Consider the following 24,101-nt stretch of genomic DNA (forward strand, 5'->3'; position numbering starts at 1 on the left):
TATACAACCCGGCCGGGGGCGGGGCGGGGGGGAGTTCATTTTCAAGGGACTTGAGGACTTCTGCAGGGTTAGGATTCATCGAGGTAGTATTTTTGATTGTTTGGATGACTATAAAATGGCATTCAGCACCAGCACGCCAAGGAGGCCCATGATACCGACGGTGGTTTCCATCACCGTCCAGGTGCGCAGCGTGTCGTTGACGGACAGGTTGAAATATTCCTTAAACAGCCAGAAACCGCTGTCGTTGACATGGGAGAGCATCAGGCTCCCCGAGCCGATGGCGAGGACCATCAGTTCCGGGGAAACACCGCTCCCCTGAAGCAGCGGCATGGCGATCCCCGCAGCTGTGAGCCCGGCTACCGTTGCCGAACCCACGCATACCCGGATGACCGTGGCGATCCCCCAGGCGAGGATCAGCGGGGAAATGGTGGTGTCCTTGAGCATCTCCGCGATGTAATCGCTTACCCCGCTGTCCACGAGGACTTCTTTCAGCGCCCCGGCCCCGGCGATGACCAGGGTCACCATCGTAATGCCCGTGACGCCTTCGGCCGCAGTCCCCATCACCTCCTTCATGCTTTTGCCCCGGGCGAGCCCCAGGGTGTATATCGCAACGAGGACGGCCAGCAACATGGCGATTACCGGGTTCCCGGCAAACTGCAGGATTTTCAATAGCACATGCCCTTCCGGAAGCACGTATTCCGCCAGGGTGGCAACCGCGATCAGGAGGACCGGCAGGAGGGCCGTGAAGATACTCACCCCCATCCCGGGCATCTGTTCCTCCTCCAGGATCTCCGGGTTGACGAATTCCTTCATCGGGGAGGCCGGGATATTCTTAAACGTACGGGAAAGCAGCGGGCCGGCCACGACGATTGCGGGGATGGCGACGATTATACCGTACAGGAGCGTCTTCCCGAAATCGGCCCCGAACATCCCGACAATGGCGGTGGGGGCGGGGTGTGGCGGCAGGTAGCCGTGGGTGACCGAAAGGGACGCCAGCATGGGAATCCCCACGTAGAGCAGGGGCAGGCGCGTGGATGCCGCCACGGTAAACACCAGGGGGACCAGGATCACGAAGCCCACCGAATAAAACATGGGGATTCCCACGATAAAACCGGTCAGGACCACGGCCCACTGGATATACCTGCGGCCGAATTTTGCAATCAGGGCCGAGGTGATTCGCTGGGCGGCACCGCTGTCTGCCACCAGCTTGCCGAGCATGGCGCCAAACCCGAGTATCAGGATCAGAAAACCCAGGGTGTTGCCAATTCCGTTCTGGATGGCGGTGATGACACCGTCCACGGACATACCCTGTCCGAATCCGACGAGCAGGCAGACGATGATAAATGCAATAAAGGCGTTGAGTTTGAGGCGGGCCACCAGCAGGAATAGCAGGAGAATGCCGCCGAATACAATGAGTAAGGGCATGTAGGAGGTTACTGGTTGTTTAGCATCGCTAAAGATAGCATTTTCCGCTAACCGTCCCCATCGGGTTTGCCCCCTCTGTCATCACTGCCATTCCCGGAATCCTGGCGGATTTCCTGGCCGATGATATCGGAGGCAGTCTGCAGGTCTTCTTCGCTGGCCGGTTCCGGGGACTGATCCCCGGCTCCCTCCGGAAAGTAGTCCAGGTGTATATATACCGGGAAATGGTCCGAGCCAATGTCCGGCATCACCTCCAAATCCCTCAGGCGGAATTCCCTGTGGGCAAAAATGTGGTCCAGGGGCCACCTAAGGATCCAATTTTGTGCGTGGTAGGTATTGAAAAATCCCCGGCCTTTCCTGGGGTCCAGGAGGCGGCCCACCCGCTGGAACAGGCCGGTGCTCTCCGACCAGGCCACGTCATTGAAATCTCCCAGCACGATTGCCGGGTAATCACTTTGACGGGTCAGGCGCGCCGTTCGCATCAGTTCGGCATCCCGGTCCGTGGACATGGGGTTGTGCTGGGGCATGGGGGGTGTGGGGTGGATGCAGTGTAGCTGCAGCGTATCCCCGGAAGGGAGTTTGATACGGGTGTGGATGGACGGGATACTGTCGTCTACCATAAAACGCACCTCCGGCTCGATCAGGGGAAATTTCGAATAAAGCAGCATCCCATATGTATTCTCCAGGGGGATTTCCTCCTTATAGGAAAATCGCTTGCCCGTTACGGGTGCCAGGGCGTCCCGCCAGCGGGCGTTTGCCTCGGTCAGCAATAGCAGGTCCGGGTTGTACGCCTTGATTTGCGCGGCCAGCAGGCTGTCTGTTTTGTTCGATTGGAGGACGTTTGCAGTGACCATGCGGATACCCGGGGCGGATTTTGTTTGGGCCGCGAGTATCTCCATATCCGCCAGGGGCGTAAACGGGTAAATTCGCGACACCTGAAATGTAAGGCACCCTGCAAGGATGGCTATAAACGCGTAATCCCTGGGCTCCCGCAACTCGAATTTCCAGAAAAAAGCGAGTATGGCCAGCAGGGTCAGGGCAGTGAGTTGGAGGTGCGGGAAATCGAACATGCGGATCCACCAGTAGTCTGCCGCGATGAGCGGCAGGAGCGAGAGGAGTACCGCGAGGCATCCGAATAATTGCAGTCCTTTTTTAAGGTCCATGGGCGGCCGTCAATGCGTTAAAACCCAAATCCAAAACCCACCTGGAAGAAATTCCCTTCCCGGGAGTTAAAATATCCGATGTTGAATGCCAGGTAATTGAAACCGCTGATCCAGAAGCCCCCGCCCCGGCTTGTGTGCCATACGCCGGATGATTCCCCGGGGTTCCAGACGCGGCCGTAATCGAATCCGCCATACAGCCCCACGGTTACGGGTGCCACCAGGGTGACATATCGCTTGATCCGCCATCGCAGGTCGGTGCTCTGGTAGAAATACGTCCTGCCCGTGAATCGTTGGTCCCGGTACCCCCTCAATCCGTTGTCCCCACCCAGGGCAGGGGCCTGGTAGAAGAAATAATCGCCCCCGAAGTTCGTGCGAACCTCCGCAGTGGTACCCAGCACCAGGTCGCCGGAGGGGATTACTTTATGGGAAAGCGACAAGCGGCTTTGCAAGTAGCCAAAATGCCTTTCGGCATCCCGGAGGTTCCATTGATACCCGGCCGATAACCCGATGTAAATGGCTTTTGTGGGGAAATCGTCCACATCGTCCGCATGGTAGCTGAGCTCGGTTTCGGCCCCCGCGTAATGCTGGCGCGTGAAGACATCCGGGTCCAGGTTTTCAGGGGTAAAGAACCGGTCTTCGAGTTCCTGGGCCTTATGGGTTTCGTACACGGCCCGGATCTTCAGCGTATGGTAGGCGAGGCCGGCACTTGCACGGGCAGACTGGACGCGGGCGCGATAATAATCGATGTCCAGGTCGTCCTCCAGGTTCACGGTTTCATTGCCGATCCCGAAAAAGTTCCGGACAAAGCGGTTGGAGGCGTAATAGGCTTCCGTCTCAAAGTTCCACCCCGGCAGGGCATTGGCATACACCCCGGAATAGGAAGCTTCGAGCGCTCCGAAATTAAAAAAGTACTTGGCGCCAAATCGGTGCTGCTGCCGGAAGTCCTCCCCGTTGAAGCCTTTATACGTATAGGTGTCTGTGGCACCGATGGCCAGGCCGTCGTCTACCCGAAACCCGAGGAAGGGGACCAGTTTGTTGAAACTCGGCTCGTAATAGCGCCAGTGATAGGTGTTTGTGGAATAGATGTTCGTATACTGGTGGCGGGGTTCCCGGTTGGAGAATTCGGTCTTCTCGTATTGCCAGTCGTAGACCTTCAGGCGCGAATCATTCCCGATTTCGAACCGGTCTTCCCCGTACCCCCCGATCAGGCGGATGAATGTCCTTCCTGTACCCGGGCCGGTGACGCGGAAGATATCGTCATCCCCCAGGCCGTAAATCCAGAGTTCCCGCGTTTCCGCAGCCTCCAGGGTACGGTCCAGCATCACCGTATTCGGCTCGTCAGTCAGGTTGCGGCGGATTACCACCCGCGTATTGCCTTCGGGCAGTCGCTCTATCTCGATAATATCGTCTTTTTCGGTGCCGCGGAGGATTACGCGTCGATCCAGGGATTCCCCATAGGCCAGAGCCGCCTGATGCAGGTTTTTCAGTCGCACTTTCAGGTCGTTGCGGATGGATGCGGCCGTGCTGTCCTGCACCTCCTGCGGCAACCTTTCAAAGGCGGCATCTATTTCCGCGTCCCCGAGGTGCTCCTGGATATACCGGGCTTCGGCCACCCAGTCTTCTTGTCGCATATCGGGGAGCAATACCTTATCCAGGCGCCCGCCGGAGGTATTCAGCCATTTCAGGTTTCCGTATTCCGGGCCAAAGGACTGGAAGCGCCGGCTTCCCGGGGCAAACCACTGGATTACCGGGAGGGCTGTCCCGTCAAACTTCGGGAACGCATTGTCGCGGTCCCTGGGGACCGGCATAAACTCCACGGAACCGTCGGGCTTTTCGTATTCCACCCAGCGCCACTGGTCCTGGTGCCGGTCCCAGTCGCCTATGAGCATGTCAAAAAGCCTGGCCCGGACATAGGCCCGTTGGTCCAGGGTGTAGGACTCATCGCTCCGCAGGAGCTCCAGCATGTCCGTCGTGCTCTCAAAGTCCTTGATCTCGCCCTTCTCGTCGATGGTGCGGCGGTACCCTTTGTAATTCAGCTGCTCGTCCGATGGGCGTTCCTCGATAAAGTAAAGTTCGTCGCCGAACTCCGCATTCAGTTCGCCCAGGGCTTCCTGTTTGGGGATGTAGTACAGGCTGGGGCTGGAGTGGTTGACCCCGATACTCCTTGCCAGCGGGCTGATAACCAGTTGCATGTAGGGATGGGCCGTGGTAAAAAAATCGCTTACCACCTCGTGTGCCAGCGTCTCCTTGTAGTCGTCCGGGACGTAAGCCACCCCGGGGACCTTAAAGGCCAGGAATTTCAGGGCGTCCTTGCGGAGGGAGCGCATGGCGTATTGTCTGCCCCGGGCATCTTCCAGGCGGATGGAATACGACTGGTGGCCGCCCCCTTTCTGGGTGACCTTCAGCCCCCCGTAAAGCGTATCGAGGGAGGCCACCGGCGCCGTGACTTTCTCCCCGAAATACTCCCGGTAGCGATCCCCCCACAGGAAGGTGTAGAAACCGTTCTTCCGGTATTGCTCCGGATCGTCCAGTACCCTGGAGGCCACTTCCGCCTCGGCGGGCATTTCATACGGTCCGCCGGATTCGGGTTCCGGCAGGGCCGGCAGCAGTTCATAGGACACTTCCTGCCCCCCTTCCGGGAAAAACCGGACCGAAACGGACCCGTCCGGATAGGTGTCCAGTCGGGAAAATCCCCGGGAACCGTTTGTATAGATACCCTCGTATTCCAGGGATCCCCCAACGGTTGCCAGGGTTTCTTTTGACCGGTGGGTTGCCGTGGCCCGGCCCAGGGAACCGCTGATAATCTGGTGGATGGACTCCGACCTCAGGTACTGCAGGCTCTCCTCATGGGCGGATACGACGACGGCCCGGTCGGATTTCTGCGCCAGGGCCGAGACGAGGATACGCAGGTAGTTGTATCGGCGGGAGATCAGGCGGTCGGGCGAAAAGGCGCCCAGGTCGGCAGTGGCGTGGATCATCGTTCCAATAACCGGGGCGGGTCGCATATGGCTCCCAAGGGTTTCTTTCCCGGCGTATTTCCCGTTGCTGAAGAGTGGGTGGTGCATGGCGATAATGAGGTTTTTTCCCTGGGCATCGTTGATATACCCGTCCAGTTCCTCGGCAAAGCGCTTCCGGGTATCCATCACGACGCACGCTTCATTGATGTGTTCCACCCGCGACCAATTCGAGATAAACCATTTGGAATCCACCAGGATGATCGCCAGGCGGTCGTTGATATCCCGGTATTCGATGGGGCATTCGCCGACGAGCTGCATCTTGAGGGCAGTATCCCGCTCTTCCATGTAATCCTCCACCCACTTGCGTTTGCGCGCCGAGAATTCCTTCCATTCGTTATTCCCTGGAATCAGCGTGGTCCGTCCCTGAAACCGGCGGAGCAAATCCAGTTGCTCGCCCAACAGGGCCGAATCCCGCTCCCGGTTTCCGGGCTCCTCCGAGATCATATCCCCCAAAAGGAGCAATTCGGAATTCGTGCCGGCAGCTGCCAGTTCGCTTTCCAGGCGGGTGAGGGATTCCGCGGGCTTCTCGGGGTCTGTGTGGCCCCAGCCGCCGGCCAGGAAAAAGGTGTATTCGGGTGAAGCGGCCGCGGGTCCGGCTGTCGGGACCGATTTTTTGACCTGTGGCTTATAGGTGGCGCACCCCTGGAACAGGAGGGCTGCGAGGATGGCTCGGGCCGCCCATTGGACCGGGCGGCAAAGGCCTTGGTGAAATGTTTTGTTCTGGGACATGCGTTGCATTGGGAGCGCGGGGTTTAATTCTCCGTTACGTGTGGCAGTCGGAAAGGGTTTGACTATTGATCCAGGAATACCCCGGATTTGTACAATGCTGCAATAATAAGTAAAACGGCTACTGCAATGATCATGATTGCCAGTTGCGTTTTGCTGTTTTTCTGAAAGATGTATCCACGGGTTTCCTTTTCCGGATCCTTGATGAATTCGGTAGATTCTTCTCCTTGCTTTTTATCTATTGATTTTTTGTTAGTCATGATCAAAAGATAGGCGAAACGGGTCGGGTGCATGTTCCGGACAGGCATTTTTTTGAGCCTGATCGAGTAGGTGCATCAAATTGTGGCAAGAGATCCGGCACGTACCGGTAACCGGGATGGGGCGTTCGTGTTTGGTGGACAACCCCTCATTACCCGTCAGTATCTGCGGGTGCGGAAATGCATTAAGCTTTCTCCCGAATGAGCACATCCGGCGGCATCATTTCAGGTATCTTACACCTAATGGCAGCACACACCTGAAGCGGGTATGGCGTTCCGTTCTGCTACTGGGGCGCCTATCCAATAAGCTTTGAAGTTTAGTTGGTTAGTTATAAAGATTCCGGTTCGCTGCCAGGCCGGAGTCTTTTTTTTTATCCGATCCCTGTTTAATCCGATCCCTATGAATATCTATGAAGCAATCCGGCAGGACCACGACCTGCAGCGCAGCCTGTTGGACCAATTACTGGAAACATCCGGAGATACCTCCACGCGCCGCACCATCTTTTCGAAATTGAAAAAGGAGCTCCAGGTTCATGCAGATGCGGAGGAACGATTTTTCTATGTTCCCCTGATCAAAAAGGACGCTACCCAGGAAATGGCCCGGCACGGGGTTGCCGAACACCATGAAATTGACGAACTTGTGGAGCGCCTGGAGGAAACCCCCTTCGATTCGCCCGGGTGGCTCACCCTGTGCAAATCGTTGCAGGAGCAGGTGGAGCACCACCTGGCAGATGAAGAAAAGCAATTTTTCCAGGTCTCCGGGAAAGTCCTGACCGAATCACAAAAGATCGGGTTGGCTGAGGAGTATTCGACCTACGTGGAAAAGAACCGCTAGGCAGTTGCTTCCGGTTGTCCGGCAGGCACGGCACACGAACCAAACCAAACGCACTTCCATATGGAAACCAAATTTAGCGAAGCCTGGGGCAAGATGCAGGAGAAGCTCCTGGGATGGGTAGACACCCTCGTCCTGAACCTGCCGAATATCCTGATCGCCCTGGTGGTCTTCACCATTGCGGTGATTTTTTCAAAATACACCAGCCGGGCCACCTTAAAACTCCTGGATCGCTCCAAACTCCAGGATTCCATGAAAAACCTGATCTCCCGCCTGGTTTCGGTGGTCGTGATCCTTCTGGGCCTGTTCCTGGTGCTGGGCATCCTGAATCTGAGCCGGGCGCTGAACACCATCCTGGCAGGTGCCGGGGTGGCCGGCCTTGCAGTGGGTCTCGCCCTGCAGGGGGCCCTGGCAAACACCTATTCCGGTATCGTCCTCTCCTATGTCAAGTATATCAAGTTCGGCGACTGGATCCACACGAATGACTACGAGGGGGAGGTGGTCAACATCGACCTGCGGTCGGTTACCCTGAGGCAACCCGACAACAACATGGTGTATATCCCCAATAAGATGGTGGTGGAAAACCCGATTAAAAATTACAGTACCACGGCCCAGTCGCGGGTAATCCTCACTTGCGGGGTCGGGTACAGTTCGGACCTGGAGCACGTAAGGCAGGTGGTTCGGGACACCCTGGTCAAAACGTTCGACGAGGTGGAGAAAGACGGGGATATCATATTCCTGTATACGGAATTCGGTTCGAGTTCCATCAATTTTGAAACGCGCTTCTGGATCGATTCCACATCGGCCCTCGAGGTCGCCCGGGCCAGGACCGAGGCGATGATCGCCATCAAGAAAGCCTTCGATTCGGAAGGGATCAACATCCCGTTCCCGATCCGGACGCTGGATTTTTCCGGGCCGCTACGGGTGGAACACCACAACGATTCCGGGCCGGCAGAAAAAGAATGACCCGCCGACGGAATACTCCGGCGACGGGTCACACATCCCTTACCGGGATTCGGTATCAGGGTCGTATCAGGCGGACACCTCGGACAGATTCACCTTGTTCAGCCTTTTGCTCTTGTATTGCTTGGGGCTGCAATTGTATTTATTCTTAAAGATCTTGCAGAAATAACTCCGGCTGGTGAGGCCAACGGAGTAAACCACTTCCGAGATATTCATGTCTGTGGTCCGCAGGAGTTCCTCGGCTTTTTCCACCCGGACGTTCCGCACATAGTCGGAAACCGTTCGCCCGTGCATGAATTTAAACCCCTCCTGCAGCTTATTCGGGGAGAGGCCGGATTTTTTGCATAGCGATTTGATGGCGTGTTGTACCTCGGGGTAGTTCACGATAAATTCACTCACCTGATGAATGAGCTGTAACTCCTGCGAGGTGAGGGAGGTCGTATTCGAACGCTGGTTTACATCCAGGTAGAACTGGGAGATCTGGTTGGCGAGGATCAGGTTGCAGATCCCTTCAAAACGAAGGAAGGAGGCAATTTCATTGTCAAATTGCTGTTCCTGCAACATCTTAATCTGTTCGCCGATCTTCAGGTTGTAGGCCCCCATATGCAAAAACTTTTTCCCGTTGCCGAATTGTTCCAGCAAATGCCGGAGTTTCCCTTCCAGGCCGTGGAAATTGTCTTTGAAATGCGATTCGTACCGCTTTTTGTCGATGCCGATGAGGTTAAAAACAAAACGCTGCCCTTTCTCTACCTTCAGGACCCCTTCGGTTTCCTGGTTGTTGTAGACCACGGCAGTCTGTAAATTGTCGAGCCTTACAAAATTGCCGGACTCCTGAAGCCGGACGGAACTGCTGCCTTCCAGGCAATATGCAAAATAGAGGATATCCATGTCCGGGGCATTCAGGGGGATATGCATGTCTTCTTTCAGCGTGATGTCGTATTCATAGGCGGTCATGCACTTGTTGAAGCAAATGCAGGTCACCGACCCGCTGCCGACCTGCTGGCCGATATCGAGCTTGAAAAGCCCTTTATTTTGGCTGATTGATCCCAGCAGGTGCTCGTTGAGCGCCCGCAGGTGTTTTTCAGCCCTTTTGATAGTTAATTCCATAGTTTCAAAGTGTTACCCGTTCATTTTAATTCTTGGGGTAGGGTAAATTTATCGCTTCCCCTTCAGTATTCTTAATGGTTTTCGGAAATTGTTTAACAGTTTTGCGGAAATTGGGTCAATCTTAACACAAAATTTAAACGCGGCGGGCGAAACGGACTAACAATCATTTTATTAGGGCAAGTTTCGCTTATAAATTATCGCGTAATTGCAGTAAAAAGTCCCCGATGTTTTACAGGTTATCGAATATGACGAGACGAGGGAAGATTGAAGAGGAATTCGGTACGCCATTCAAGTTTCCCGGAATTTACGAACCCCGGCAGGTCATCAACGGTCTCAATGAGGAGACGATTCCGTTGATTACCCAGGACAATACGGAATATATCCAGCACGGTATCTGGGGAATATTACCCGACGGATTCCGGGAAGACTGGCAACTTTTCCAGAACAGCCTGAACACCCTGAACCTGGGTCTGGAAACCGTTAACCGGCAGGACTGGCTTCGGCAAAGCCTCCTCAGGCGCCGTTGCCTGATCCTGGTGAATGGGTATTTCACAATGTACTATTACGAGGGGGAACTCTATCCGTATTACGTCTACTACCGGGACAAAAGGCCGTTTGCCCTGGCGGGCATCTACAGCGTGCTGGACGACGGTTTTCTGACAGCCTCCGTCCTGGTAGGCCCTTCCAACCAGATGCTCCGGCAAATCCAGAATCTCGATGCGGGCATGCCGCTGGTCCTGGAGCCCGGGGATCGGGAACACTGGCTGGAGGATATGGATGAGGAAAAGGTGCACGACCTGACGGAACACGCCACAAAACCGGATCTGGTAGCACACCCGATTGCCCGGGAACTTTACAACCGGAACATTTGCTACGACAGCATGCTCGAGCCCGTTTTCTACAAAAATATTCCTATCCCCTTATTCTGAAACCAATCGTCCTGCGGGCTTCTTGCCGGGCTTCCTTGCTTTGAGTCCGAAAAATGGATGGAGTACGCGTAACGGTCGGATCAGGAAGTGATAAATCAGCAGGCTTCCCCCAAAAGTTCCGAGGCTGAGAATCGCGAATTCTGCCGGTAACCCCAGGTTCGTGTCCATCAGGAAATAGGCGATGCCCACCGTAAGGGTCTGGTGCAGGATGTAAAACGGGTACACGGCCCGGTTGCAATAACGCAGCAGATTACTTGGGCGGTTCAGGTAAACGGCAGCATAGCCGAAGAGGATAAATATCCAGGTCCAAAGGTTCAGCACCTTCAGCCCCGCTTCGGTGAAGTGGCGCAGCGCGGTATCCGGGAATTGCCAGAGTACCAGCAGGGCGGCAAAGCTCAAAATGCCTATCAGCAGGTTGCGGCCGCGGTAGCGAATGGCAAAATCCCAAAAGTCTTTTCCGGCGGCAGTCAGTACAAACCCATAGAAGAACAGCGTCCCGAAGTTCGCCAGGGCAAACCAATCCCCGATAAGCGCATGGGTCACGTTGAAGAATGGCTCCATCAGGGCTTCATAGATGTAGAGCGGCAGGATGAATACCAGCCAGCCCCAGGGCGACCGGAGCCGGCGGCGGACCCAGCCGACCAACCGGCCCGGCCGGTCCCGTAACCTGCGGAATGGCCGGGCGAGGACCAGTGAAAACAATAGGAGGTAAGGGAGGAACCAGAGGTGGTGCCAGCTGATGTTTCCCTCCGGGTAGACCCCGCTGAAGGCGGGCCCCGCCAGGAATTCCCAGTAGGAGCCCTGGAAAGCGCCGGCGGCAAGGCGTTCGGTATACACCTGCGGGGGCACGATAACCAGCATGCCGAAAACCAACGGGATGCCCAGCCGCCCCAACCGTTCGAGGGCATAGCGGCCCGGGGTGCGGTAGGAATAGGCGAAGTAGGTCCCCATCCCCGAGATCACAAAGAGGATCGGCAACCGCCACTGGTTGACAAAAAGCATGGGCCACCGGAGCTCCGGGTAGATCACGTCATTTTTGACGTGCCAGCCCCAGGGTACGAAGAACATGCCCACATGGTAGAAAATCAGGAGGGCAAATACCCCTACCCGCAGCCAGTCCAGGTCGTATCGTCTCGCTGCATTCATCCGTGAGAATTTTCACCAAAGATGCATACTCTCAGGCATCCGGCCCGGGGATTTTGTCCGGAAAACGTACGGTTTTGTAATTCCGGACAAGGCGGTATGTCAGGGCTTCGCTGTGGATTTCATGAATTGGGTGGGCGAGCACCCCACCTGTTTGCGGAACGCCTCGTAGAAGGAGGATTTGGAGCGGAACCCGACGCTCCGGCCGATGGCCTCGATTGTCAGGTGGCGGAATTCAGGGGAAACCAGCCGGCGTTTTGCCAGGTCAATCCGATAGGCATTTACAAAGTCGTTGAAATTTCCGTCCGTCTCCTGGTTGATCAATCGGGACACCCGGTTGGGGTGGACCCCCAGGTGGGCGGCAAGCGCCTTGAGCGATGCCTTCGGGGACTCGAAGAAACGCTCCTTACCTGCCACCTCCCTGAGGGCTTCCAGGGTAATTTCAGGCGGCGTGGTTGCAGAGGATTCGTATTTGTCAAGGAGCCAGGTGCGTTGGAAAAACCGGCTTTCCGAAATAAAGGCAATGCAGGTGGACAGGGTTACGGCAAGGGTGAAAAGCGAAAGGTAGTGATCGCCGCCGTCATCGTCGTAGCTGATGTAGACCACCAGCATGAGGCCCAGGCTGAGCAGGAAGGTTACCAGGGCGTACCTCCCGAACCGATATTTGGATATCCGGACCCCGGTGGCCGGGTGGCCAAACGATTTGCTGGCCCGTTGCCAGAGCCGGAAGGACAACAGGCCGTATACGGCAAAGCCCAGCAGGAGGAGCCACCGCTGCATGTCCTTGACCCACTGGTACCCATAGGTGGTGCCTTCGGGTACCTCCGCAAAGGGGATTTCCGAAAAATAGGCCCCTTTGTAAGCGTTGAATTTAACGGCCAGGGGCTCCGAATAATACCCGATTTGGGAAAGGGCGTAGAGCAGGGCCGGCGCCAGGTGGAGTGCCACCACCCATGCCGGCAGCGGTTTGCGGACTACCAGGTGGCGGATGCACAGGTAGAGCAACGGGGCGAACAGCAGGGTTAGGGGTTCCGTGGAATCGTTCCAGGCCAGGGTGAATTTCATCCAGCCGGTGTAGCAGAGGAAGGTGTCCAGGTTCGTGATGGAGAGGCAGCCGATCATCAGCCCAAAAAAAAGGAGCGCCCTGTTGTCCCGGGGGGCCCGCAGCAGGACGACTCCCGATAGGAGGAACCCCAGGAATACCCCGCTGAACATCAGGTAGGAGATGGGGTTGTGGCGAATAGGGATGGCGTCGATCAGTGCTTGCAGCTCGGTCATCTCCCCGATCTTTTGGCGTAGTCTGCCAGTTTCTGGGGGCCCTCCAATAGGACGCGGACCACGCGGAGTACGCCGTCGTCGGTGGTGGCAATCTGCCATTTGATCAGCGAGATCCTGCCATTTTCGATTTCAAGCCCGGTGATACTCCTGGGGTGTACGCAGCTCCCGTCGTTGAACAGGGGGATGTCGCCGGGTTCCGGGAATCTCGGCCGGTGGGTATGCCCCACGATCACGGGAAGCATGTCCTTGCTGAGGATCCATTTCTTGATCCGCTTCTCTATCCGGATCAGCTCTTTGTAATTGCGGGCCGGGGAAGTGGGGTCTGCAATCCCCCAAACCTGAAGCGGCTTCCAGAGAATGCGAACCAGAAACCGGCTCCACCGCCAGAAGGTGTAGTTCCACCAGTCTGCCTGGTGTCCGTGGCACAGAAACAGTTCCTGACCCGTCTGCTCGTGGCGCAATACAATGCCTTCCTCGTACTGGATGCCTTCGAACAGTTCCTTGTCCCTGCCGTCGATCGGTTCAAAATAACTGCTGAGGTGGGCCTCCACATATTCGGGATCCTTATACACCATGTCGTGGTTGCCCCAGATCATGTAAAGCCGGTTCTCCAGGTGGAATTTGCGCAGGAGCGTATAGACGTTTTTATGGGCTTCGAAGATGGATTCAAAACTGAGGTTTTCCCAAAGCTCGTCCCCGTCCCCGAGTTCAAAATAGTCAAACCCCTGCTGGTAATAGTGGTTCAGGGCGTGGTAATAGATGTTCCGGTTGTTGGCAAATTCATCGGCAAAGCTGTTGTCCCCCCGGTGGCAGTCACTAAACAGGATCAGCCGGGAGCGGTCGTCAAACGGGACAACCCGTGCATTTTTGTAGGCGCGGTCGAGGCGGCGGCGGGAGGACATCCTGGAATTTTCCCTAAATATCCAAAAAATGTGCGGAATGCGTTCGTCTTAGCGCTCGATAGGGAACCGTTTTATTTTGTAATTTTACATGCTCTGCTGCGACGAAACAGGGGTAAACATAAGATTATGAACCAGGACTTCCCGGCTAAATTCCTGATCAGCTTTGACAAGTACCTCCGTTTTTACGACCGGTTGGCGGAGGAAGGTACGCCCTACCAGCAGGAAAAGGCCCGGCGGATCCTGAAAGCCCAGGCCCCCTACCCGGAACTCCGGGAGGGGTTTACGGAGGTCGAAAAACTGGAAACGCACCGGGAAATCCTCGATGTAATCCTGCAGGACGCCTTTTCGGAAGTCCTCAGCCACAATGAGATCAAAGCGCTCTCCCTGCCTTACGTGGATGTGCTTTCCCACCCTTCCAAACGGTTGCAAAAGATTCTCGAGGCGGCGGGGAAAGACTTCAGTCCCATCCTGATGAGCCGCACCGAAGGGCAGGATTATATCATGACCTGCACGGTCATCCTCAACAACTTTTACGGCTATAAACTCGATTTCAGCCGGCCTTATTTCTTTGAATTCCCGGATGCCAACGGGGTAAAGCGGCATTACCGGATCCTGTACAACGCGGATTTTATGGAAATCCTTCCCAACGGGGAGGCGCCTGAAATCTCCCAGGACGATGTGGACGAAATGCTGTCGCGTCCCGAAGACCTGGAATACTGGAAATCGATTATCCCGCCTGAGAGCTTTATCATCAAGGGGTTTGTCATCGCAAACATGTTCGACGTCACCTCGGAGTATTCCATTTCCGCGATAAAATCCGAGTTGATCGCCAGCGATAAACGGGGCAGTGATAAATTTATGGGCGAATTGCAGGATACGTTCCGATCCTTTTTCCGGCTGAACGACCTGAAGGTGGGCTTCATCACCTATAACCGCAAGGACGGGCAGTTTGAAAAAGTTTACGGCAAGGGCATGGACAGCTTTATCCTGGGCGATGCCGCAGCCAGTAAATGCAATAAATGCCTCTGCGAAAAATCCTATGACAGGTTGCTCCGGCAAAAGGCGTATTACGTCATCCCGGACGTCGAAAAATACCAGAAGCTCTCCAAGGGGCAGGGATTCTACAATAACCTGTACGAACAAGGCATCCGCAGCGCGATATTTGCCCCCATTGCCGACCAGGACGAGGTACTCGGCCTGCTGGAGGTAGTCTCCAGCGAGCCGAATGCGCTCAACGGGGTGAATGCCACCAAGCTGGACGACGTAATGCCTTTTATCGTTTCGGCCGTGGTCCGCTCCAAGATCGAGGAGGAGAACCTGATCGATGCAATCATTCAGCACGAGTGTACCACCGTCCATGAATCCGTGCTGTGGCGCTTCCAGGAAGAGGCCAAGAAATTCATCATCGACCAGCTGGAAGGCAACGACCCGGCTTTTAAGGAGATCGCCTTCCAGGACGTACACCCGTTGTACGGGCAGATCGATATCCGCGATTCCTCCCGTGCCCGGAATTCGGCCATACAACGCGACCTGATGATCCAGCTTTCCCGGATCCGGTCCGTTCTGGAAATAGCCTTTGAGAAGACCGAGTTACCCATTTACGAGGAGCTGATCTACCGGGTCAACAACCATATGGAGGATATCAAGGAGGTACTCCACACCAATAGCGAGCAGGCGATATTCAATTTTGTACAGGACGAGATCCTGCCCGTCTTTGAGCACCTCAAGGGGGTGGACAAGCAGCTGGGCGCCGAAATCCTCTCCTACGAAGCGGGGATCGATATGGGGACCCAGTCCTATTACGACCACCGCAGGAATTACGACGAGACCGTGATGCGGATCAATAAATCCCTGGCCTCGGTACTCGACCGGAGACAGGAAGATGCCCAGAAGATGTTCCCGCATTATTTTGAACGCTACAAGACCGACGGGGTGGAGCACAACATGTATATCGGGGACTCCATCGCCGCCGAACGCGATTTTGACCCGCTCTATCTGAGTAACCTCCGACTGTGGCAGCTGCAGGTGATGTGCGAGATGGAGAACGCCTACTACGACTTCAAGGCCGAGTTGCCGGTACAACTCGACGTGGCTTCCCTGATCCTGGTTTACAACACCTCCCTGAGCATCCGTTTCCGGATGGACGAGAAGCGCTTCGATGTGGACGGGACCTACAACGCCCGCTACGAGGTCATCAAAAAGCGCATCGACAAGTCCAAGATCAAGGGGTCCGACGAACGCCTGACCCGCTCCGGGAAACTGGTGATTGTCTATTCACAGAAAAAAGACGAACTGGAGTACCTGAGATATATCCGGTTCTTGAAATCCAAGGGGTATTTTACCGATGATATCGAAATTGTGGAACTCGAGGGCTTGCAGGGGGTTTCCGGCCTCAAGGCCATCCGCGCCGGCATCCTCTACCGCAAACCGTCGGGTAATGAGGAAGGCTCCAAGGAATTCTACAACTACGACGACCTGATGGAAGAGCTTCAGACCTGAGGCGTTTCCCGGCAGGCTGTGCCCCGACGCATTCGTCGAAAGGTTTCGGGTAAGCCGCCCCTATTGGGGCAATTCAATAATCCGTTCCGGCCCGTAGAATTTCAGGGCGACAAAGAAGGCGATCACCGAAAGGATCATCCCCACCATAAATATCGTGTAGGTCCATCGCAGCAACTTGTATTTGCGCTGCAAGACCACCCCGAGGAAATACAGGTCCTTGGTGAGCGTGTTGTACACGTAATATTTGTCTTTGATCAGCTCCTGCATGGCCCATTCGTAATCCGGCAGCTTCATTTTGTGGAAGTTGCCGAAAAACAAAAGGTTGACTTTTTTCTCGGCCACATCCTCCTTGGTGAACTGGCCGCTGGTAACATTCGGCCGGGTAGCCAGGATGGACAGGATCATGGATATGATACTGAATACGATAAAGATCACCGTGGGGTAGATCAGGTAGTCGTTTGTCGGGTTGTCCAGTTTGGGGATGAGGTTGGCGATTACCAGGGAGATGATGATCGCGTTCACGGACAGCAGGATATTCGCCTTGGTGTCTGCTATATCGCTTAGCTTCAGGTGGTTTCGCATGGATACGCGGTACATGGTCTGAATGCCGCGTTCCGGGCTTTCGTTTTTGTAGTAGGCCTTGAGTTTTTCCTTCTTGGCCATCTTCCGCCGCTTTTTCTTGTCTTTGACCAGCCGGCGGATATTGTCGTCTTTGCCTTCCTGCCAGTTCTCCAGGGCGTACTGCGTGTAGTACTGGTGTTCGGCGCGGAACATCTTGATGTTCGTCTCCCGCCATTCCTCGGGGGTGTATTCGGCCAGGCCCAACAGGGAAAGCTCCTCCCGCAACAACTCGGCGGTCTCCCGGTAGCTTTTCTGGCTCAGGTGGGAGGAATCCGCATCCCGGAGGATTTTTTCCGCCAGATTTTTCGGGGTGTAGAACCGCCGGGTGGCCTCGATCAGTTCGCATACCCGCTCAATTCGATCCTCATCCAGGTCCTTCCCGCCCAGGAATTTCCGGGCAATTTCGCAACTTTTTGTCTCATGGTCCTGACTGCCAGCGGTGTATCCCGTATCGTGCAGCCAGGCAGCCAGGATGACTTCCTCGGCCCGCCCCGGGTCCAGCTCATGGTGTTCAAGCAATTCTTTTGTACTTTGTACCACGCGCTGCGTATGCCTCAGGTTATGGTATAAATACCGCTCATCCAGCTCTTCGGTGAGCAATTTGGTCACATACTTGCCCGTGCTTTCCGCCAGCTTTGTCATACAGGAATTTGTTGTTGATCATCCAAAGTACAAAATTTTACATGTCTCCCAGAAGTGCCCTTGCAAAACATTTTGTCGCAATCGCCGCAGGGGTGTTCCTTTTGGGGTCCTGCGCCACCTATGCCCCGAAGTATGCAGACCCGGAACAGGCCACCGATGTCGAAAGCCAGTCGGAGGTGGCCCATACATTCTATCTGATAGGGGATGCCGGCCTCTCCCCCCTGGGAGGGATGAACCCGGTCCTGGAGCGCTTCCGGGACCGGCTGGCAGCCGCCGATACGAATAGCACTGCAATTTTCCTCGGGGACAATATTTACCCGGCCGGACTGCCTGATGCCGCGGATTCCACCCGTGCCTTCATCGAAGCATCCAGCCACCTGGAAGCCCAGTTGCGAACCCTGGAGAATTACAGGGGGCGCCCGGTTTTTATCCCCGGGAACCACGATTGGTACAACGAGGGGATCATCGGCCTGAAGCGGCAGGAGAACTACGTGGAAAACTACCTGGGCCGGAAGGATGTTTTCTTGCCGGAAGACGGCTGCCCGATCGAGACCCTGGAAATATCCGACGACCTGCTGGTAATCCTGGTGGACACGGAGTGGTACCTGACCAACTGGGACAAGCGCCCGGCCATCAACGACGACTGCGAAATCAAGAACCGGGACGTGTTCTGGGAGGAACTCGGGAGCGAGATTAAACAACACGCGGACAAGACCATCTTACTGGCCACCCACCACCCGATGTTCAGCTACGGGGTCCACGGCGGGCAGTACACCTTCCGGCAACAATTCTATCCGTATTCCGGCAAAATACCCCTCCCGATCCTCGGGACGCTGGTTAATTTGTTCCGGAAGACCGCGGGGGTATCTGTGGAGGATATGCAGAACAAACGCTACCTGGAGCTACAGAAGCGGCTGCTGACCCTGGCACGGTTTGGGGAACGGGTGGTGCTTGCCTCCGGTCACGAGCACACGCTCCAGTACATTGTATCGGACGGGTTGCCGCAGATCGTCAGCGGATCGGGAGCCAAAAAGGGGGCCACCAACCAGTTGGGCGGCAGCGTGTTCACCACGGGGCAACGGGGGTATGCCGTGCTGGAGGTGTACGAGGACGGCAGCTCCCGGGTGCGATACTATGGGGTGGACGATGCCGGGAACGAACGATTTTTGTTCACCTCCTCCGTTTACTCCCCCCCATTTGAACCGGACCCGGAGATTTTCGAGGGCGAGTTCCCGCCTCGGGTAAAAGCCTCGGTCTACGATTCGGTAGAAGTAGACAAATCCCGGTTGCATACGCGGCTCTGGGGGCCCCGTTACCGGAGGCTCTACGGGGAGCCGGTGGAGGTCCCGACCGTGCGCATCGACACCTTGTACGGGGGGCTGACCCCGGTTCGGAAAGGGGGCGGACAGCAGTCCAAGTCCCTGCGGCTTCGCCATCGAGACGGCCGGGAATTCGTGATGCGGGCCCTGCGGAAACAGGCCGAGCAAAACCTGCAGGCGATGGCTTTCCAGGACCAGTATATTATCGGGGACCTGGAGAACACGGCCCCGGCAAACCTGTTGGAAGACCTCTACACGGGGGCGCACCCCTACGCGCCTTTCGGGCTTTCCCCATTGATGGACACCCTGGATATCTACCACACGAACCCCCGGCTGTTCTATGTGCCGAGGCAACCGGCTCTGGGCAAATACAACGAGGATTTTGGAGACGAACTCTACATGATTGAGGAACACCCCTCGGAAGGGCACGAGGACCTGGCGAGTTTCGGGTATGCCGAAGACATCGAGAGCACCTTCGACCTGCTGGACAACCTGCGGGATGACGAAAAGTACCGCGTGGATACTGATGCCTATATCCGCGCCCGGCTCTTCGATATGCTTATCGGCGACTGGGATCGTCACCAGGACCAGTGGCGCTGGGCGGAGTTCGAGGACGAGGAAACCGGAAACGTGGTCTACCGGCCCATCCCCAGGGATCGCGACCAGGCGTTCTCCATCATGGGCGACGGCCTGATCGGCAGTATCCTGACCCGCCTGGTTCCCGGGGTTAAAAAGATGGAGGGCTTCAATGAGGAAATCCGCAATATTCGGACCTTCAACACGAATCCTTTTTCCCTGGATATGACGCTGCTCGGGGGGACGACGCGTTCCCAATGGCAAGAGCAGGCCCGTATCATCCGGGAACGGGTGACCCCGGAGGTAATCGAATCGTCCCTGGAAGGCATCCCTCCGGAGGTTCGCGGCACAACCAGTATCCGGATCCGGGAAACCCTCCTGGCCCGGCTGGGGAGCCTGGACCATTTTGCCAATACGTATTTTGAGGTGTTGCAGCGCTACCTGGTGGTTGCCGGGACCGACAAGGACGACTGGTTTGAAATCCATTCGCTTCCCGACGGGGGGGTATCCGTCAAAGCCTACCGGAATATCCAGGGAGCGAAGAGCAAGTTATTTTTCGAACGGACCCTGCAGCTCGGCCTGACGCGGGAAATCTGGGTGTTTGGCCTGGACGACGGGGACCGTTTTGACCTGAACCTGGCCCGGGAGTCCAAAATTAAAGTGCGGATTGTCGGGGGATTGGGGGAAGATCGCTATCTCACCACTTCAGGGGCCAAAGCGGTGGTATACGACCACGCCTCGGCAGATAACCGATTCGACGGACCGGGACGCGTCAGGAAGGTACTGACGGACAACTATCTGGTAAACACGTTTCAGCCGCTGAACCTGGCCAGCTTTACCAGCCAGCTTTTGCCAACCGCCGGGTTTAACCCGGATGACGGAATGCGGCTGGGCCTGGGCTACAGTTTTACGCGCTACGGGTTCCGGCGCAACCCCTTTACTTACCGCCACACGGTGCAAGGGGCATTCTATTTTGCCACCAGCGGTTTCGATCTGGGGTATGAGGGAGAATTTGCCAATATCGCTGGCAATTGGAACATCCAGTTGAAGGCGCGGTATACGAGCCCGAATTTTACACGGAATTTCTTTGGCCTGGGCAACGAGACAGTGAACCCGGACGACGATTTGGGCCTGGATTATAACCGGGTTCGCCTTCGAATCCTCAGTGCCCGACCAGCCCTGATCTGGCGCGGCCCCCTGGGAGGCAGCTTTCGCCTGGGCATGGACTATGAACGCTTTACGGTGGAGGAGACCGGAGACCGGTTCGTGAATACGTTTTACCAGGCCAACGGAGAAGAAAATTCCAACCAGTTCCTGGGGGCTACGGCCCGGTATTTCTATGAAAACCGCGACAACGACGCCTTCCCGACCCTGGGGATGGCCTCCAGCCTGGAAGCCGGGTTCAGGGAGGAACTCAATTCGGGGGGGGAGCGTTTTGGTTTTATTGTCCCGTCCCTGAGCCTGGACCACCGGCTGGTCCCGTCCGGCAGGCTGGTCCTGGCCACGAGGTGGAAGGCCCATTTTAACCTGGGGAACGGGTACGCGTTCTACCAGGCAGCGAGTATCGGTGCCAGCGACGGGCCAAGGAGTTACCGGAACGAGCGGTTCTCGGGCAAAACAGCCTACTACCAGATCACCGATCTGCGGTTGCAATTCGGGGAGATGTGGACGGGCCTGGTGCCATTATCCGTCGGGGTATTCGGCGGTTTTGACTACGGGCGCGTCTGGCAGCCGGGAGATCCGTCCAAACGCTGGCACACATCGTACGGAGGCGGGTTTTTCCTCAATGGGATCGACGTGATCACTTTGAACACGGCCCTGTTCCACGGCGCGGACGGCTTCCGCTTCTCCTTTGGGCTGGGCTTTACGTTTTAATCCTCGGCGTCCCGGGGGATCGGCAGGGGAAAACTGTATAAATTGCCCCCGCGCCCCACGCTCCGTTCATCCGCGAGGTAGACGAGGGTTTCCGTCACAAAACAAATGCCTTCCAGTTGGGTATTGGTCCTGAGGGAGATCTTCCGGGGGGGCTCTTCAAACCCGGTCCTGGCAAAGTTCTCGTAGACCCAGAGGTAGCCATACCCAAGCAAGACCAGCCGGTTTCCGCTGGGCGAAAGGGCGGCGTCGGTTACCTGGCACGCGCGCCGATCATCGCATATGGGGATCCGGGCAAAGATTTCCGCCTCGTATTCGCCGGGTTGGTCGGGTACCCGGTAGACGGTGGCCATCCCGTTAAACGGCACCGCCCGGTTTTTGGTCACGATGTAGAGATGCCCCCCCTGGTGGAACAGGGCTTCGGCATCAAAGAACCGCCCCTTCTTCTTGGGCGGGAATTTTTTCTGGTCGGGATAGGTAAAACGGATGGCCTCCGCGTCGATCTTGTCGCCGGGCTCCGACCGGGGGTCGGGCAGGCGGTAAATCACCAGGTCGTCCCGGTAGTTCTGGTTGTTTCCGAAGTCGCCGATATAGACCCGGTCCAACGAATCGCGGGTCATGGCCTCCCAGTCCGTATTGCGGGCATGGTCCACTTTGAACTCGCGGACCAGGTTGCCGGTGGAATCCACCTCCCGGATCTTATCCGGGTTGCTGCTATCCTCGACAATCCAGACCGTTTTTCCGTCATAGGTGATCATGCCGGAGGCCTCGTTTATAGGGCCCGGCAACCGGCAGACGTATTCCAGCTGTCCGTATTGCGTACAGCTATATCCCAGGAGGGCCGTGATTAAAATCAGGGATTGACGAAACGATTTGCTGCCGAGTTGGGCCATACGGAGTGACATTGTATTAGGGATGGGCCTGCGCGCAACGCTGGGGCGGATGCAGCGCCTCCGGCAGATCCGGAGCTAAAAATAAGGAATATACGGGAGGCCCTGAAGCTTTTGGGCGCCCGGAGGTCGGGGGAATTTGCGGGAATAACTGAAATGGGGGCTCAGTTAATGAATAATCCCCTATTTTTAAGTGCTAAACCAAACTATCCAGCTACCATGGTCGGAATACTTTCCTTTGTGGGATTCACGCTGCTTGTAGCGGTAATCTCCTATCTCGCCACGCGTAAAACCAATGAATCCACCTCGGATGGGTACTTCCTGGGGGGGCGCAGCCTGACGGCCGGCGTCATTGCGGGGTCCCTGTTGCTCACCAACCTGTCTACCGAACAAATCGTCGGGTTGAACGGCAGCGCCTACCTCGACGGGCTATCCGTTATGGCCTGGGAGACCCTCGCGGCCATTACCATGGTGATTACCGCCGTATTCCTGTTGCCGCGCTATTTGAAAGGCGGTTTGACCACAGTGCCCGGCTTCCTCGCCAAGCGATTCGACATCACAACTAAAACCATAACCTCCGGGCTCTTTCTCACCGGCTATGTGGTAGTACTCCTGCCGGTGATCCTGTATTCCGGTTCGGTGGCCATCAGCGGCATGTTTAATGTGGCCGGACTCCTGGACGTTTCAGAGCCTACAGCCCGGATTATCTGTATCTGGGGCATCGGGATTATCGGGTCCATCTATGCGGTTTTCGGAGGGTTAAAGGCAGTGGCTGTTTCCGATAGTATCAACGCCATCGGGCTGCTGATCGGCGGTGTGCTGATCCCGGTTTTCGGCCTGATGGCCATTGGGGACGGCAGCGTCATGACCGGACTGGACAACCTGATCGACAGCAGTCCGGAACGCTTCGACTCCACAGGGGAACACTACCAGGAAGTCCCGTTCAGCACCATCTTTACAGGGATGATGCTCGTGCAGCTGTTCTATTGGGGGACCAACCAGCAGATCATCCAGCGCGCCCTCGGGGCCAAAAACCTGGCCGAAGGGCAGAAGGGGCTGCTATTGGCCTCATTTATCAAAATCCTCGGGCCGATTATCCTGGTCCTTCCGGGAATGATCGCCTATTATTATTTCGAAGGCAACCTGGCCTCCAGTAACGACGCCTACCCGGAACTGGTTCGGGCCGTATTGCCCGGCCCGCTCGTCGGTTTCTTTGCGGCCGTACTCTTCGGGGCCATCCTGAGTTCCTTCAACAGTGTGCTCAACTCCTCGGTAACTCTCTTCGGCATCGACATTTACAAGCAACACATCAACAAAGAGGCTTCAGAGGCCACTACGGTGAAGTACGGGAAGATCTTCGGGATTGTGCTGGCCCTGGCCGCCATGCTGGTGGCCCCGGTTATCGAAAAGGCCGGCAGTATCTTTGATTACCTGCAGGAAGTGAACGGGATATACAACATCCCGATCCTGACCATTATCGTCGTGGGGTACCTCACCCAACGCGTACCGGCCATTGCGGCTAAAATCGCCATCTTCCTCGGGTCCGGTCTCTATATCCTGAGCCAGTTCATCATCGGCCCCGGCATGGTGGAAGCTGCCCTCGAGGCGGCCCGGGAATCCGGGATCACGGATGTGACGGCCCTTCGCAAGGTAGAGGCAGAAGCCTATCCGCATTACCTGCATATCATGGCCATCCTCTTCCTGCTGAATGTGGGGATCATGCTGCTGATCGGGAAATTGCGGCCCAAAGCCGAACCCTATGTCCTGGAATATACCAACCAGGTGGAGATTACCCCTTACCGGTATGTGAAGCAGGTCGGGCTTGCGGTGGTCGTTATCGTCATCCTGATCTATATCGCCTTTGCCAAGTAGGCGAAACGCCGTCAACCAAGCGCAGCGACGCCCGTCGGCCCCCCTGGTCATCGCAGGGGTACGGATGCCTG

At 56.3% G+C, this 24,101-nt stretch carries 16 protein-coding genes; 6 read left to right on the forward strand and 10 right to left on the reverse strand.

The features are described 5' to 3' along the window. Window positions 1-108: 108 nt before the first annotated feature. From AC3DKS_RS13210 to AC3DKS_RS13225, 4 genes are read right to left on the reverse strand one after another with little or no spacing between them, the layout of a single operon-like run. Window positions 109-1,425 carry a gluconate:H+ symporter gene (locus AC3DKS_RS13210; RefSeq protein ID WP_272607088.1) on the reverse strand — a complete coding sequence of 439 codons (1,317 nt, stop codon included), beginning with the start codon at window positions 1,423-1,425 and terminating at the stop codon, window positions 109-111. A gap of 47 nt (window positions 1,426-1,472) precedes the next feature. Next, the gene (locus AC3DKS_RS13215) at window positions 1,473-2,585 is read right to left on the reverse strand and encodes an endonuclease/exonuclease/phosphatase family protein (RefSeq protein ID WP_015753680.1); all 1,113 of its coding nucleotides are present in this window, start codon (window positions 2,583-2,585) and stop codon (window positions 1,473-1,475) included. Window positions 2,586-2,602: 17 nt separating this feature from the next. Next, a complete protein-coding gene (locus tag AC3DKS_RS13220) occupies window positions 2,603-6,340 on the reverse strand; it encodes a BamA/TamA family outer membrane protein (protein WP_272607089.1) in 3,738 nt (1,245 codons plus the stop codon). Between the two features lie 53 nt (window positions 6,341-6,393). Further along, entirely contained in the window at window positions 6,394-6,621 is a 228-nt protein-coding gene (locus AC3DKS_RS13225; protein WP_272607090.1) for a hypothetical protein, read from the reverse strand. Between the two features lie 364 nt (window positions 6,622-6,985). Between AC3DKS_RS13225 and AC3DKS_RS13230 the strand changes: the two genes are divergently transcribed. After that, window positions 6,986-7,420 carry a hemerythrin domain-containing protein gene (locus tag AC3DKS_RS13230; RefSeq protein WP_272607091.1) on the forward strand — a complete coding sequence of 145 codons (435 nt, stop codon included), beginning with the start codon at window positions 6,986-6,988 and terminating at the stop codon, window positions 7,418-7,420. A gap of 60 nt (window positions 7,421-7,480) precedes the next feature. Continuing rightward, complete coding sequence (locus AC3DKS_RS13235) at window positions 7,481-8,383, forward strand: mechanosensitive ion channel family protein (protein WP_272607092.1); 903 nt, start codon at window positions 7,481-7,483, stop codon at window positions 8,381-8,383. Window positions 8,384-8,449: 66 nt separating this feature from the next. Here the strand turns inward: AC3DKS_RS13235 and AC3DKS_RS13240 are convergent, their stop codons facing one another. Beyond that, entirely contained in the window at window positions 8,450-9,487 is a 1,038-nt protein-coding gene (locus AC3DKS_RS13240; RefSeq protein WP_015753685.1) for a helix-turn-helix domain-containing protein, read from the reverse strand. A gap of 245 nt (window positions 9,488-9,732) precedes the next feature. Here AC3DKS_RS13240 and AC3DKS_RS13245 point away from each other — a divergent pair, with 245 nt between their 5' ends. Next, window positions 9,733-10,416, forward strand: a complete 684-nt coding sequence (locus tag AC3DKS_RS13245; protein ID WP_272607093.1) for an SOS response-associated peptidase — start codon at window positions 9,733-9,735, stop codon at window positions 10,414-10,416. Here AC3DKS_RS13245 and AC3DKS_RS13250 read toward each other — a convergent pair. The 3 genes from AC3DKS_RS13250 to AC3DKS_RS13260 all read right to left on the reverse strand — a co-directional run bounded on the left by AC3DKS_RS13250 (window position 10,408) and on the right by AC3DKS_RS13260 (window position 13,739). Continuing rightward, window positions 10,408-11,562 carry an acyltransferase family protein gene (locus tag AC3DKS_RS13250; protein WP_272607094.1) on the reverse strand — a complete coding sequence of 385 codons (1,155 nt, stop codon included), beginning with the start codon at window positions 11,560-11,562 and terminating at the stop codon, window positions 10,408-10,410. The two genes, AC3DKS_RS13245 and AC3DKS_RS13250, sit on opposite strands and share 9 nt — an antisense overlap. Before the next feature lie 99 nt (window positions 11,563-11,661). Beyond that, window positions 11,662-12,837, reverse strand: a complete 1,176-nt coding sequence (locus AC3DKS_RS13255; RefSeq protein ID WP_272607095.1) for a helix-turn-helix domain-containing protein — start codon at window positions 12,835-12,837, stop codon at window positions 11,662-11,664. After that, window positions 12,834-13,739: a metallophosphoesterase gene (locus tag AC3DKS_RS13260; RefSeq protein WP_272607096.1), complete on the reverse strand. Its 906-nt coding sequence runs from the start codon at window positions 13,737-13,739 to the stop codon at window positions 12,834-12,836. The genes AC3DKS_RS13255 and AC3DKS_RS13260 overlap by 4 nt, the downstream gene beginning before the upstream one ends. 126 nt (window positions 13,740-13,865) lie before the next feature. Here AC3DKS_RS13260 and AC3DKS_RS13265 point away from each other — a divergent pair, with 126 nt between their 5' ends. Next, complete coding sequence (locus AC3DKS_RS13265; RefSeq protein WP_272607097.1) at window positions 13,866-16,238, forward strand: GAF domain-containing protein; 2,373 nt, start codon at window positions 13,866-13,868, stop codon at window positions 16,236-16,238. A gap of 60 nt (window positions 16,239-16,298) precedes the next feature. Here the strand turns inward: AC3DKS_RS13265 and AC3DKS_RS13270 are convergent, their stop codons facing one another. Then, window positions 16,299-17,501, reverse strand: a complete 1,203-nt coding sequence (locus AC3DKS_RS13270; RefSeq protein ID WP_272607098.1) for a Pycsar system effector family protein — start codon at window positions 17,499-17,501, stop codon at window positions 16,299-16,301. A 41-nt stretch (window positions 17,502-17,542) separates the two neighbouring features. On the opposite strand from AC3DKS_RS13270, the gene AC3DKS_RS13275 reads away from it, so the two are divergent. Beyond that, window positions 17,543-21,271 carry a metallophosphoesterase gene (locus tag AC3DKS_RS13275; RefSeq protein ID WP_272640654.1) on the forward strand — a complete coding sequence of 1,243 codons (3,729 nt, stop codon included), beginning with the start codon at window positions 17,543-17,545 and terminating at the stop codon, window positions 21,269-21,271. On the opposite strand, the gene AC3DKS_RS13280 is transcribed toward AC3DKS_RS13275, so the two are convergent. After that, window positions 21,268-22,173 carry an NHL repeat-containing protein gene (locus AC3DKS_RS13280; RefSeq protein WP_272607101.1) on the reverse strand — a complete coding sequence of 302 codons (906 nt, stop codon included), beginning with the start codon at window positions 22,171-22,173 and terminating at the stop codon, window positions 21,268-21,270. The two genes, AC3DKS_RS13275 and AC3DKS_RS13280, sit on opposite strands and share 4 nt — an antisense overlap. Window positions 22,174-22,377: 204 nt before the next feature. Here AC3DKS_RS13280 and AC3DKS_RS13285 point away from each other — a divergent pair, with 204 nt between their 5' ends. Next, complete coding sequence (locus tag AC3DKS_RS13285; RefSeq protein WP_015753694.1) at window positions 22,378-24,030, forward strand: solute:sodium symporter family transporter; 1,653 nt, start codon at window positions 22,378-22,380, stop codon at window positions 24,028-24,030. Window positions 24,031-24,101: the final 71 nt, after the last annotated feature.

It is taken from the genome of Robiginitalea sp. (genome assembly GCF_982776155.1).

Coding starts and splice junctions, on each gene's coding strand:
- AC3DKS_RS13220 (WP_272607089.1), bottom strand. CDS start 6,340: ATGCAACGCATGTCCCAGAACAAAACATTTCACCAAGGCCTTTGCCGC.
- AC3DKS_RS13270 (WP_272607098.1), bottom strand. CDS start 17,501: ATGACAAAGCTGGCGGAAAGCACGGGCAAGTATGTGACCAAATTGCTC.
- AC3DKS_RS13285 (WP_015753694.1), top strand. CDS start 22,378: ATGGTCGGAATACTTTCCTTTGTGGGATTCACGCTGCTTGTAGCGGTA.
- AC3DKS_RS13235 (WP_272607092.1), top strand. CDS start 7,481: ATGGAAACCAAATTTAGCGAAGCCTGGGGCAAGATGCAGGAGAAGCTC.
- AC3DKS_RS13245 (WP_272607093.1), top strand. CDS start 9,733: ATGACGAGACGAGGGAAGATTGAAGAGGAATTCGGTACGCCATTCAAG.
- AC3DKS_RS13250 (WP_272607094.1), bottom strand. CDS start 11,562: ATGAATGCAGCGAGACGATACGACCTGGACTGGCTGCGGGTAGGGGTA.
- AC3DKS_RS13225 (WP_272607090.1), bottom strand. CDS start 6,621: ATGCACCCGACCCGTTTCGCCTATCTTTTGATCATGACTAACAAAAAA.
- AC3DKS_RS13240 (WP_015753685.1), bottom strand. CDS start 9,487: ATGGAATTAACTATCAAAAGGGCTGAAAAACACCTGCGGGCGCTCAAC.
- AC3DKS_RS13230 (WP_272607091.1), top strand. CDS start 6,986: ATGAATATCTATGAAGCAATCCGGCAGGACCACGACCTGCAGCGCAGC.
- AC3DKS_RS13255 (WP_272607095.1), bottom strand. CDS start 12,837: ATGACCGAGCTGCAAGCACTGATCGACGCCATCCCTATTCGCCACAAC.
- AC3DKS_RS13280 (WP_272607101.1), bottom strand. CDS start 22,173: ATGTCACTCCGTATGGCCCAACTCGGCAGCAAATCGTTTCGTCAATCC.
- AC3DKS_RS13275 (WP_272640654.1), top strand. CDS start 17,543: ATGTCTCCCAGAAGTGCCCTTGCAAAACATTTTGTCGCAATCGCCGCA.
- AC3DKS_RS13210 (WP_272607088.1), bottom strand. CDS start 1,425: ATGCCCTTACTCATTGTATTCGGCGGCATTCTCCTGCTATTCCTGCTG.
- AC3DKS_RS13260 (WP_272607096.1), bottom strand. CDS start 13,739: ATGTCCTCCCGCCGCCGCCTCGACCGCGCCTACAAAAATGCACGGGTT.
- AC3DKS_RS13265 (WP_272607097.1), top strand. CDS start 13,866: ATGAACCAGGACTTCCCGGCTAAATTCCTGATCAGCTTTGACAAGTAC.
- AC3DKS_RS13215 (WP_015753680.1), bottom strand. CDS start 2,585: ATGGACCTTAAAAAAGGACTGCAATTATTCGGATGCCTCGCGGTACTC.